Here is a 13,241-nt window from a genome sequence, read left to right as displayed (position 1 = left end):
TATGGTTCTATGCTGAAGTAACTGTTTCAGTTTCAACATTACTAAAATCAGGTTTTACTTCACCATTTTTATATTCATAATTTGGTCAGTGGTATTTATAAATTGTATATTCAAAAGCTTTTTTAAATCTATTGTCAGTATTGAATTTTCAGTTTGTGGTTGAAATAAAGACATCAGTTCTAATTTGAATATTCTTACCGTTTTCTGTGTAATTTAAATCATTATTTCTTATATGTGGAGAAACAGAACCAACAACTGGGTTATCGTGTCCGACAGTTACAGCAGTATCGGATTTAAATAAAATGATTTTTCATTTTTGGTTATGACCATTAAAATTACCAGTATGGTATAAAGCAGTCATTTTCTCAATTCAAGTATTAATTTCTTCTTGAGTACCGTAATGTTTTAAATAACCAAGGTAATTAATCATTTGTTGCTTAGTTCATCCATCAACATAAATTTGAATATCTGCATTAGCACCACTACCACTATCACGAGATTTAAGGTCTAAAACAAGTTTTAATTTTTGCTGCTCTGCAGATGGTTGAGTAGGCTTAGTTTCAACTGGTTTATTAGGGTCTGGTTCAGTTGGTTTTTGGGTTAAAGTATCATCTTTAGTTGAAGCATTATTTTTATTATCATTGTTTGCTTTTTCTTGCTCAACTTTCTCTAATTCTTTAATTCTATTATCTTTATCATCCAAGTTTTGTTTTTGTAAAGTTAAATTAGCTTTAACGTCATCATGAAGCAATTCATAATCGCTTAAAGCAGCTTGAACTAATTCTTTGTCTGAGACTTGGATATCTTGAAGCAATTTGCTTAAAATAACTTGATGTTTTGATTTATAGTTATCTTCAGCTTGTTTTAATGAATTTTGGGTATTATTGCTATCTTCAAGCTCTTTAATTCTTTGTAATTTAGTATCTAAATTAATTTTTTCAGATGTTAAATTACTTTTAGCTGATTCAGTTAAAGAATCATAATCAGCTAAAGCAGCATTAACATAAGCTTTATCGTTTAAGTTAAGTTCACTAAGTATTTTATCAATAATAATTTGATGCTTAACTCTAAAATTATCTTCTGCACTTTTATCCTCTTTTGGCTCAACTGGTCCAGGCGTTGGATTAGTTGTTTCTGAACTCTGTTTAAGCTCAGTGATTTTGCTAAGCAATTTATCTAAAAGTGTTTTTTCAACTACTAACTTATCTTTAATTTCAGTTGAAAAAGCATTATATTGTGCCAAAGCATTATTAACCCTAGTTTCATCACTAATAAGTATATTAGTTTCATTTTTAGCTAAGATCTCTTTGTGATCATTACGATACTTAACTTCAGCACTTTCAATTTTTTGACGTTTTGGAATAGCAGTAACTGCAACAATTGCAGTTAAAGTTGCTATTCCTAGAGCGCTTGCTCCACCAATTAAGATCAATTGCTTTTTAGTTAATCTAGTTAACTTTTGCTTAAAGATCTGAGTTAGATTTTTCGTATTTGTTTTCATATAAATTCCTTTTAATAAATTATTTATTGTATTATTGTTATGTAGTTATTATACAATATATATATATATATATATATATATATATATAGGATTAAGGGCGGGGATAATAAGTGGGTTAAAATTAAGTTTAAAATTTTAAGTATCAAAATTATTTTTAACCATAAATTTTAAAAATGAGTTTAAAGCCTTATATATAGATATAAAAGTTAATATAAGACAAGAATTAAACCTTAAATAAATATACCTTGAATTCCCGTTGAGATTCAAAACTCAATATCCGTTGATTATTATTGGTAAAATTTTAATTAATCTTTAAACTAAATCAAAAAAATTATTTAAAAATAACCCCAAATTATGTTGTATATAAAAACATAACTTGGGGATAAAATTATAAGAATAAATTAATATTTTTAATAATATTTCTTATATTCTTTGCTACATAGTTTTTACTTTATTTATATATCTATTATTTTATAACTCAAAAAACATCTTTACTTTCTTAGTAACATAGTCATCAAATAATAATTTTATTTTAATGATTATTTAATAAAACGTCTGGATTTTTATCCAGATGTTTTAATTATTACTTTAAGAATTATTATTTTTAAATTCTTCTTCAAACCATTTTTCTAATCTTTGTTTATATAAGGCAACAGATTCATAATTATCTCTTGCAATTTTATTATATTCTATACTTTGAGTCTTTTTAACTACAAATACTTCTCAATATTGCACAGCAACTTCAGAAGGTGGGGCGTATTCTAAAGGCTTGGGAGTTGGATTTAAGTCAGATCTTTCTAAATCATAAAGAATATTTATTGTAAGTTTGTTTTCTTTGTAAAGTGGAACAATAAATTCACCCTCGGGCTTATAATTATCTTTTGAAGTTTGGTAAATATAAATATTATTTTCTTGTAATAACTGATACACATCTTGGTTGTTTAAATATAATTCTTCAAATAAAGATTTTATTTGAAGATCATCATTAAAATCACCATAAGTATTTAATTCTTTAAATCTATTAATGATATATTGATCAAAATGAGTTTTTGAACTTATTTTTATTGGCCTATTTGATTCTTGATTTTTTACATCATTTGAATCATATAAGTTTTCACTAACATCCTTAAAAAATGTTGCATTAAAAGTATTTGAATCTTTTTGTCGGTACTGGTATTTAATTTCATTTCTATTAGAGTTAAGATAACTTTTAGGTGCAAAAACTTTTATTTTAGTAAATTCTTGATATTTAAGAAAAATAGCATCGTAAATTTCTTTTACTTGGCGAGATGCATTAGGTTCTTTAGAAATATCAACTTTTGGTTTTTCAAGTTTGGTTTTACCATTTGCAAGTTTTAGCAGTTCTTTTTCCTTTTGCTCTGTTGCTTTATCTGAAGGTTTATTTGGTTTTTTAGTTACTTTTGCAGTGCAAGCAAGAGCAATTAAAGGTGTTAGAAGGGAAATTGAAATTGATAAGGAAATTAGTTTTTTATTTATTTTCATCTCATACCACGTGAGTTACAGATACAACAGCATCAACAAAATTAGTAAATGAATTTCCTGACACTTTTTAAAGCCTCATATCAGTTAATTAAACTATCTTTTTTTACAATATCCCTATTGTTGGTTGGGGATAACAACTAAGGCTCCTAGACCTATAAAACTAGCCAACGTTAAAAAGATTTTATTGACTTTTTTTGTCATGTGTTCTCCTTTTATAATTAAATAAAATTTAAAATTAAACAAGGCAAAATTTTTGAGTATAATTTAAATATTTTGGCCTGGTTTAAATATTGTTGATGTTTTTTAGGGACTATTTTAGTTTTATATTGACACATCATACCAACCACAATAAAATTATAACATAATTTTTTTGTAAAAAACACATTTATAAGTCTATATGATTAAAAACACTTAGAATACAATTCCAAGTGTCAAATTATAAATAAATTAGATAGTAAAATAATTTGAAATTATATATCTCGGTTAATAAAAACTTTTAGAGTATATATTGTTAAGGCATCTAGATCAGCTGCTTCAAGTCTAAATATTTTACTTTCTAAAATTAAATAAATATCTTGATTATTTAAATATATTTCTTCAAATAAACTTTTTAAGTAAAGATCATTATTACAAATTATAGTGAACCCCATAATTTATATAAAATTAGTTGGTAAAACTTATGGGGTTTTTAAGATAACTTTTCTATTTTACTAATTTATCTTTAAGCTCTAAGATTTCTTGAACTTTATTAAGTCTTTCTCATGGCAAGTCAATATCCAAACGGCCAAAATGACCAAAATAAGCAGTTTTAGAATAAATTGGCTTACGAAGATCTAAATCTCTGATTATACCTTTAGGAGTTAAATCAAATAGCTTATTAACTATTTGATAAATTATATCTTTTGAAACTTTCTCAGTTTCGAAAGTTTCAATTAAAATTGACACAGGTTTAGCTATTCCAATAGCATATGAAAGTTGAATTTCAACTTGGTCCGCTAAATTCGCAGCAACTAAGTTTTTAGCTACCCACCTTGCAGCATAAGCGCCAGAGCGATCTACTTTAGTAGCATCTTTACCACTAAAAGCTCCGCCGCCGTGTCTTGAAGTTCCTCCATAAGTATCAACAATAATTTTACGACCTGTTAAACCTGTATCACCAATTGGGCCACCAATTACAAATTTCCCAGTTGGATTAATTAAAATCTTATTAGGTAATTCTAAGTTATATTCTTCTAAAACTGGTTTAATAATTTTATTTTTAATAAAATCTTTAAATTCACTTTCAATGTATTTTTCAGAATGTTGAATACTCATCAAAATTGTCTCAACTCTAGTTTGCTTTGGATTTGAATAATCTAAAGTAACTTGTGATTTCATATCAGCTTTAGCGAACTTAAACTCTTGACTAACTCTTAATTCTTCAGCTTTTTTAACTAATTCATGGGCTAAAGTAATAGCTAAAGGCATATAATTCTTAGTTTCATTAGTAGCATAACCAAACATAATTCCTTGGTCACCAGCTCCTATTTCATCATTATCTAAATTAACTCCTTGTGAAATATCAGGACTTTGTCTTCTGATATCTGTTACAATACTAGTATTGCTAGTAAAATAATCTAAAGATTTCAAAATATTAACAATAATTTCCACCGCATAAATATCTGCTTTAGATTGTACTTCTCCAGCAACAAAAATAATATTTCCACTAGCTACTGTTTCAATTGCTACTTTAGCTTGTGGGTCTAATTTTAAATATTCATCTAAAATTGCATCTGAGATCTGATCACATAATTTATCTGGGTGACCTCTACCTACTGATTCACTTGTGAATAATTTTTGCATAAAAAAACCTCGCACTTTCTAATATATGTGAGGTATAAAGAATTCTTATAGTATGTTAAGTTATATAAACTCCTGACATTCCACCTTACAAATAATTGCAGGTTGGCGATGGTTATGGCTGCCTTGCTACCATCCTCTTTATACCTTTGAAAATTGTGATAATATTATAACATAAAAAATTAAACTATTAATTAAAAAATTTACATTATTTTATTATGTTTTTTGGAAAAGTCACATGCGAGATATTAACAAAATAATTGTCTTTTAATTTTAACATAAATTTTACATAAAAAATGTATGCTAAAACAGAAAACACACTAGTGTTTTCTCGTCGGTTTTGCTTACTTTTTCAAAAGTAAGGCCCCCTTGATTGCAATCAAGGGCGGAGGATTTAAAAAATTTTTAGGTTATCTTATATTGCCGTACAACTTGTCGGTAGTTATTTATTTTATCCATCATATAATCAATTCCATGCTGAGAGTATTTATTAAAGCTTTTTCCTTTGGGAATGTAATACCTAATTAAGCGGTGCATATTTTCTATTGAACCTTTTTGTCATGAACTATATGGTTGGCATTTAAATAATCTTTCAGTTGGAATGACATGGTGTAATAAGACATTTTCACTACCATTATCAACTGTTAAAGTTTTAATGTCTAAGCTATGTTTCTTGATTAGTTTGAGAAGAGTTTGTTTTATAGCTTTGGAGTTACGTTTTGAGAGCATAGCATAAGACATTCTGGTTTGCCGTTCAATTATGGTTACAATACAATATGTATCATTGATTTTTCCAATAACGGTTTCTAATTCAAAATGACCATGTTCTAAGCGATCATTAATATAATCTGGACGTTTTGAAATTTCTGTTGCATATTTTAATGTTTTAGGTTTGGTTTGTTTTTGCTTCCGTGTTCCATATTTTCCTTAGATTTTTTGATAATGTGGTCAAATTCAAGGAAATAAGGGTATTTTTTAATTATTTTATAAATTGTACTAGGTGAGGGAGCAAATTCATCAGGTGATATTTTTTTAAAAGAATTGACAAGGTATGTAACTGATTTCTTAACTTCTTTTTGAACTAAATTCTTTTTATTTCTATTTTTATTGTATGTATTAAGTTCACTATACCAATACTTTCTGTAGGCCTTTCATTTCTCTTTAATTGCATCACTTACAAAAAAGAGTCGCGAAAATGAATAGCCTAATAAATGTTCGTATAGCTTCGCAAAATTAAGAGTTTTAACACTCATTACTCTTTTTAAGCACTTAGGACAAACATAGCGATTGTGTTTATCTAAACTCAATGGTCTGCGATTTGCAATAATTTCGATTTTACTTTTTATGCTTCGAATGTCTCTATCAAAAATCTTAGCTACTTCTTGGATTGAGAAGCCTTCAGAAAGTTCTTGTAAAATATTATAAAGTTGTTCTAGATCGATTTGGCTTGTTCGTAATTTTCGTTGCGTCTCAAGTGCTCCTTGCATTTTAAAAATAGTGTTGTGATTCTCTTCAATTTTAAAATGTTGATATTTATTTTCTTTTTGATATTTGTCAAAAACACAAATATATTTTCTAAATTTTTCATATAATTTTAAAGTTTCCTTTCATTTTTTAAAATTTATTAATACAACTATTTTATTACAAGGCAGACAAAAAGAATGTCACATGCAAGAAACTTGCATGTGACATTTCTAATTAATATTATATAGTGTATAATTATTATAAGCAAATTAAAAAACTTTTTAATTAAAATTCTTATATTAAAGTAAAGTTTTTCGCTAAAGTGTATACATAAAATATTTAGGGAGATATTATGAATAAATTAAAATTTAAAAAACTGGTTATATGACCAGTTGAAACATTAGGAAGTTTTGCAAGTTTCGTTGCAATACTTCCGCAAAATTACACGCAAAAAATTACCAATTGGTATGAAAATTTGAATAATTATAAATTTGAAGTTAGAGATCAGTCTGCCATTACAGTACAAAATAACAATGGCGACTTAGAAATCACACCTGTTAATAATAATTTTGAACTTAAATTATTATTAAATCCAGAATTCAAAATACAAAATGAAGAATTAATAAGTAATTTTAACATGAAATTTATCCAAAAAGTTAATTTACATAATTTAATTTATAAATCATTTGAAAAACTATCCATGATGCCAATTGTATGGTTTTATTTTGAAAGTGAAAGTGATAGACAAAGTTTTGTTAATGCTATTAAGGATTGAAACGAAATTTACAAATTTATTATCTTTAAAAATAAACAAACATCTCAAAACTCTTTCATAAATGTGGCTGATGAAACATCAGAAAGAGATCAAAGTTCAATACCATCTATAAGCAGTAGCCATTATCCTGGTGCTCCAGTTGATCTAAATCATCATTTATTTAAGAGCAGTTTTAACCATAATTCACGAGTTGTAAATGCTCAGGACCATTTAGATAACCCTTATGTTAATAAAATTGGTATTCTTGAAGTTTGATCTCACTCATTTGATCAAAAATATCAAAATTATTTTAAGAATGGCATTGAAATAAATGATCTGCCAATTGAGCCCACACCAGGTATTAAATCACATTCTACAAATGTTTCATTAATTGCCGGTGGAAAGTATGGCATAGACAGATCTTCTAAAATATATTTACATACTTTTGAAAGATATGATAGCCACTGAATGACAACAATTGAAAAAATGGTAAAACAAGATGGTATAAAATTAATTAACCATAGTTATGGTATGTATATCCTTGACAACCACGGCAATGTTAAAAAGGGAATGGAAAAATATACAACTGATTATTCTGAAAATGCATATTTCGTTGATTATATATCTCGTAAATATGGAGTAATAAATGTCTTTGTTGCTGGAAATGAGGGAAGACATAAAAATAATGTAATTTCCGAAACAAGCGCATCATTTAATTCGGTTGTTGTTGGTGCTTTAAAGGGAAATGCATCTGAAATTAATGTTAAATCTAATTTAATAGCTAATTACTCTAACTATGGATTAATTAGAGATTTTCAAGATATTTCTAAACCACTTGTTGTTGCTCCTGGGCAAATTTATACTACTGTTCACGGTGAATATAGATATGCGGCTGGAACCAGTTATGCTGCACCAATAGTCACAGGTTTAATTTCTAATTTAATGAAGTATAAAGAAGATATAAGAAATAGTAACAATAGAGTTCCAATTGTAAAAGCAATATTATCTGCTTCAGCAGTGAGTCCAAAACTGCAAAATCTCACTTATAAAACAAGTGGTTATGAACAAAAATATGGATCTGGAACGGTAGATTTTAAGGCAATGCTACAAGCAGCAAACAATTATAAAGTTAAGACACTTAACTCAAATAGTTCTAATAATACAATACTTACCAGTGATGAAATAAAATTAACCAAAGGTCAAACCATTAAAATATCTAGTTCATGAACTTTTAATGCTGGCTTATTAAAAGAACGGGTAATTAATCCATTATTGATTGATGATCGTAATTGGTGAAACGATGTTTATAACACAACACCAAAATATAGGCCAAAGGATTTAGTTGCAGAAGCAAGAAAATGAGATAACCAGCATGAGAATGAGTTATGACTTAAAAAAGAAGAAATGTTAAATCGCCAATCTAATAAATGATTTACTGATTATGATTTATTTTTAGAACAGAAAAATTCTAATGGTGATTGAATAACTGTAAAACGTGTTTCGACTATTTTAACAAATGATGAATTAATCGAACATAAAGCAGATGTGGCTGGTACTTATCGATATAAAATTTTAAAATTCTCATCAAACTCTTTTGATAATTCAGTTGATGATATTGTCGCTGTAACACATGTAGTAAGGAATGAAAATGAATAAAAAAATATTATTGATTGGATCTTTATTAACTCCACTTATTACTTTTTCGTGTACACATACCAGCCCACCTGAGCCTTCAAAACCAGATCCAGGTCCTGAACCAGTTACCCCATATGAACAAGAGAAGCCATCATTAATAGAAAAAGAACCTTGAGAAGTTCGTCGTAACTACGAAATATTAGATGTCGATCCGGCCCGTGAACCAATTGCATTTGAGAAAGTTCAAAATATGTACCAAGATATTTATAATAAATACAAAGATTTCACAAAAATAAATATTTTTGTCCCACAATCTTGAACTTGAAGAAACGGCAAACAAGTAAATATTTATCGTTGGCAAGGTGAAGATGGTAAACGGATTGATACCTTTAATATAACGTTCTTTAGTGGAAGTTATGAGCAACTTTCTGAGGTAAACGAATCAAAACCATGACGTTTTGGGCCACTTAAAATAACAACACGTGAAGAATTTGATAAATATATAATTAATAGATTTAAAGAACTAAATCCGTATAAAGATTTTAACAAAGATTCTCAAGTAAAAAAATTATTTGAAGAGCTGTATTTAGATAATAATGATGTTTACGAACTGTTAAAAGATAATAATATTTATATACATGAAACAAGCAAAACTAAGCATGACCTTTATGATGGATATTTAATTCCAACATATGATGAAAATGAAGTTACAATAAATTATATTCGTGATTTCCGCAAATATGATAATGGTTATTTAATTAGACCAGCGGTATATAACCCTGATCCAGCACTTTGGTGGGAAGTTTATATAATAAAAAAATCTAAAAATGTTAAATATCACAACATATATAGAAATGATTATGAAACTTATGGATCATACAGTCAAAGATTAGAAAAATGGTTTAAAGAAGAATTTGAAAAGAAATTTAATTAAATTTCTATAAAAATCATCTGAGTTTAAATCCGGACAGAAAAGTTAACATGTAAATGTTAGCTTTTCTGTCCGGATTTAAAGCATTCCGTTTGGCTTAGCCAAATGGTATGGTTGGGGAAGGTAAAACCGTCCGAAAAAATTTCCCAGTTTAGAACATCTCTATCAAAAATCTTAGCTACTTCTTGGATTGAGAAGCCTCCAGAAAGTTCTTGTAAAATATTATAAAGTTGTTCTAGATCGATTTGGCTTGTTCGTAATTTTCGTTGCGTCTCAAGTGCTCCTTGCATTTTTTAAAATAGTGTTGTGATTCTCTTCAATTTTAAAATGTTGATATTTATTTTCTTTTCGATATTTGTCAAAAACACAAATATATTTTCTAAATTTTTCATATAATTTTAAAGTTTCCTTTCATTTTTTAAAATTTATTAATACAACTATTTTATTACAAGGCAGACAAAAAGAATGTCACATGCAAGAAACTTGCATGTGACATTTCTAATTAATATTATATAGTGTATAATTATTATAAGCAAATTAAAAAACTTTTTAATTAAAATTCTTATATTAAAGTAAAGTTTTTCGCTAAAGTGTATACATAAAATATTTAGGGAGATATTATGAATAAATTAAAATTTAAAAAACTGGTTATATGACCAGTTGAAACATTAGGAAGTTTTGCAAGTTTCGTTGCAATACTTCCGCAAAATTACACGCAAAAAATTACCAATTGGTATGAAAATTTGAATAATTATAAATTTGAAGTTAGAGATCAGTCTGCCATTACAGTACAAAATAACAATGGCGACTTAGAAATCACACCTGTTAATAATAATTTTGAACTTAAATTATTATTAAATCCAGAATTCAAAATACAAAATGAAGAATTAATAAGTAATTTTAACATGAAATTTATCCAAAAAGTTAATTTACATAATTTAATTTATAAATCATTTGAAAAACTATCCATGATGCCAATTGTATGGTTTTATTTTGAAAGTGAAAGTGATAGACAAAGTTTTGTTAATGCTATTAAGGATTGAAACGAAATTTACAAATTTATTATCTTTAAAAATAAACAAACATCTCAAAACTCTTTCATAAATGTGGCTGATGAAACATCAGAAAGAGATCAAAGTTCAATACCATCTATAAGCAGTAGCCATTATCCTGGTGCTCCAGTTGATCTAAATCATCATTTATTTAAGAGCAGTTTTAACCATAATTCACGAGTTGTAAATGCTCAGGACCATTTAGATAACCCTTATGTTAATAAAATTGGTATTCTTGAAGTTTGATCTCACTCATTTGATCAAAAATATCAAAATTATTTTAAGAATGGCATTGAAATAAATGATCTGCCAATTGAGCCCACACCAGGTATTAAATCACATTCTACAAATGTTTCATTAATTGCCGGTGGAAAGTATGGCATAGACAGATCTTCTAAAATATATTTACATACTTTTGAAAGATATGATAGCCACTGAATGACAACAATTGAAAAAATGGTAAAACAAGATGGTATAAAATTAATTAACCATAGTTATGGTATGTATATCCTTGACAACCACGGCAATGTTAAAAAGGGAATGGAAAAATATACAACTGATTATTCTGAAAATGCATATTTCGTTGATTATATATCTCGTAAATATGGAGTAATAAATGTCTTTGTTGCTGGAAATGAGGGAAGACATAAAAATAATGTAATTTCCGAAACAAGCGCATCATTTAATTCGGTTGTTGTTGGTGCTTTAAAGGGAAATGCATCTGAAATTAATGTTAAATCTAATTTAATAGCTAATTACTCTAACTATGGATTAATTAGAGATTTTCAAGATATTTCTAAACCACTTGTTGTTGCTCCTGGGCAAATTTATACTACTGTTCACGGTGAATATAGATATGCGGCTGGAACCAGTTATGCTGCACCAATAGTCACAGGTTTAATTTCTAATTTAATGAAGTATAAAGAAGATATAAGAAATAGTAACAATAGAGTTCCAATTGTAAAAGCAATATTATCTGCTTCAGCAGTGAGTCCAAAACTGCAAAATCTCACTTATAAAACAAGTGGTTATGAACAAAAATATGGATCTGGAACGGTAGATTTTAAGGCAATGCTACAAGCAGCAAACAATTATAAAGTTAAGACACTTAACTCAAATAGTTCTAATAATACAATACTTACCAGTGATGAAATAAAATTAACCAAAGGTCAAACCATTAAAATATCTAGTTCATGAACTTTTAATGCTGGCTTATTAAAAGAACGGGTAATTAATCCATTATTGATTGATGATCGTAATTGGTGAAACGATGTTTATAACACAACACCAAAATATAGGCCAAAGGATTTAGTTGCAGAAGCAAGAAAATGAGATAACCAGCATGAGAATGAGTTATGACTTAAAAAAGAAGAAATGTTAAATCGCCAATCTAATAAATGATTTACTGATTATGATTTATTTTTAGAACAGAAAAATTCTAATGGTGATTGAATAACTGTAAAACGTGTTTCGACTATTTTAACAAATGATGAATTAATCGAACATAAAGCAGATGTGGCTGGTACTTATCGATATAAAATTTTAAAATTCTCATCAAACTCTTTTGATAATTCAGTTGATGATATTGTCGCTGTAACACATGTAGTAAGGAATGAAAATGAATAAAAAAATATTATTGATTGGATCTTTATTAACTCCACTTATTACTTTTTCGTGTACACATACCAGCCCACCTGAGCCTTCAAAACCAGATCCAGGTCCTGAACCAGTTACCCCATATGAACAAGAGAAGCCATCATTAATAGAAAAAGAACCTTGAGAAGTTCGTCGTAACTACGAAATATTAGATGTCGATCCGGCCCGTGAACCAATTGCATTTGAGAAAGTTCAAAATATGTACCAAGATATTTATAATAAATACAAAGATTTCACAAAAATAAATATTTTTGTCCCACAATCTTGAACTTGAAGAAACGGCAAACAAGTAAATATTTATCGTTGGCAAGGTGAAGATGGTAAACGGATTGATACCTTTAATATAACGTTCTTTAGTGGAAGTTATGAGCAACTTTCTGAGGTAAACGAATCAAAACCATGACGTTTTGGGCCACTTAAAATAACAACACGTGAAGAATTTGATAAATATATAATTAATAGATTTAAAGAACTAAATCCGTATAAAGATTTTAACAAAGATTCTCAAGTAAAAAAATTATTTGAAGAGCTGTATTTAGATAATAATGATGTTTACGAACTGTTAAAAGATAATAATATTTATATACATGAAACAAGCAAAACTAAGCATGACCTTTATGATGGATATTTAATTCCAACATATGATGAAAATGAAGTTACAATAAATTATATTCGTGATTTCCGCAAATATGATAATGGTTATTTAATTAGACCAGCGGTATATAACCCTGATCCAGCACTTTGGTGGGAAGTTTATATAATAAAAAAATCTAAAAATGTTAAATATCACAACATATATAGAAATGATTATGAAACTTATGGATCATACAGTCAAAGATTAGAAAAATGGTTTAAAGAAGAATTTGAAAAGAAATTTAATTAAATTTCTATAAAAATCATCTGAGT

10 protein-coding genes are annotated in these 13,241 nt (G+C 27.6%); 4 read left to right on the top strand and 6 right to left on the bottom strand.

Features of this window, described 5'->3' with window-relative positions:
* Window positions 1–7: 7 nt before the first annotated feature.
* The 5 genes from EXC44_RS03160 to EXC44_RS03135 all read right to left on the bottom strand — a co-directional run bounded on the left by EXC44_RS03160 (window position 8) and on the right by EXC44_RS03135 (window position 6,513).
* Window positions 8–1,501: a hypothetical protein gene (locus EXC44_RS03160; RefSeq protein WP_129621802.1), complete on the bottom strand. Its 1,494-nt coding sequence runs from the start codon at window positions 1,499–1,501 to the stop codon at window positions 8–10.
* A gap of 588 nt (window positions 1,502–2,089) precedes the next feature.
* Complete coding sequence (locus EXC44_RS03155; protein ID WP_129621801.1) at window positions 2,090–3,004, bottom strand: hypothetical protein; 915 nt, start codon at window positions 3,002–3,004, stop codon at window positions 2,090–2,092.
* 702 nt (window positions 3,005–3,706) lie between these two features.
* A complete protein-coding gene (gene metK / locus EXC44_RS03145; protein ID WP_129621799.1) occupies window positions 3,707–4,846 on the bottom strand; it encodes a methionine adenosyltransferase in 1,140 nt (379 codons plus the stop codon).
* Between the two features lie 402 nt (window positions 4,847–5,248).
* Window positions 5,249–5,707 carry an IS30 family transposase gene (locus EXC44_RS03140; RefSeq protein WP_235666102.1) on the bottom strand — a complete coding sequence of 153 codons (459 nt, stop codon included), beginning with the start codon at window positions 5,705–5,707 and terminating at the stop codon, window positions 5,249–5,251.
* Between the two features lie 14 nt (window positions 5,708–5,721).
* The gene (locus EXC44_RS03135) at window positions 5,722–6,513 is read right to left on the bottom strand and encodes a hypothetical protein (protein WP_129621797.1); all 792 of its coding nucleotides are present in this window, start codon (window positions 6,511–6,513) and stop codon (window positions 5,722–5,724) included.
* A 146-nt stretch (window positions 6,514–6,659) separates the two neighbouring features.
* Between EXC44_RS03135 and EXC44_RS03130 the strand changes: the two genes are divergently transcribed.
* Together EXC44_RS03130 and EXC44_RS03125 are read left to right on the top strand one after the other, a co-directional pair.
* Window positions 6,660–8,717, top strand: coding sequence for a S8 family serine peptidase (locus EXC44_RS03130; protein ID WP_129621796.1), 2,058 nt, complete (start codon window positions 6,660–6,662; stop codon window positions 8,715–8,717).
* On the top strand, window positions 8,710–9,630 hold the full coding sequence (locus tag EXC44_RS03125) for a hypothetical protein (protein ID WP_129621795.1): 921 nt from the start codon (window positions 8,710–8,712) through the stop codon (window positions 9,628–9,630). Before EXC44_RS03130 ends, EXC44_RS03125 begins: the two co-directional genes overlap by 8 nt.
* 56 nt (window positions 9,631–9,686) lie before the next feature.
* Here the strand turns inward: EXC44_RS03125 and EXC44_RS03120 are convergent, their stop codons facing one another.
* Window positions 9,687–9,917, bottom strand: a complete 231-nt coding sequence (locus EXC44_RS03120; protein WP_129621794.1) for a hypothetical protein — start codon at window positions 9,915–9,917, stop codon at window positions 9,687–9,689.
* 330 nt (window positions 9,918–10,247) lie between these two features.
* On the opposite strand from EXC44_RS03120, the gene EXC44_RS03115 reads away from it, so the two are divergent.
* Together EXC44_RS03115 and EXC44_RS03110 are read left to right on the top strand one after the other, a co-directional pair.
* Window positions 10,248–12,305, top strand: a complete 2,058-nt coding sequence (locus tag EXC44_RS03115) for a S8 family serine peptidase (RefSeq protein WP_129621796.1) — start codon at window positions 10,248–10,250, stop codon at window positions 12,303–12,305.
* Window positions 12,298–13,218: a hypothetical protein gene (locus EXC44_RS03110; protein WP_129621795.1), complete on the top strand. Its 921-nt coding sequence runs from the start codon at window positions 12,298–12,300 to the stop codon at window positions 13,216–13,218. Before EXC44_RS03115 ends, EXC44_RS03110 begins: the two co-directional genes overlap by 8 nt.
* Window positions 13,219–13,241 lie beyond the last annotated feature (23 nt).

It is taken from the genome of Mycoplasmopsis bovirhinis (genome assembly GCF_900660515.1).
GTDB classification, from domain to species: domain Bacteria; phylum Bacillota_I; class Bacilli_A; order Mycoplasmatales; family Metamycoplasmataceae; genus Mycoplasmopsis; species Mycoplasmopsis bovirhinis.
The sequence above is the reverse complement of the archived record's forward strand: the minus strand, read 5'-3'. Positions and strand labels throughout refer to the sequence as shown.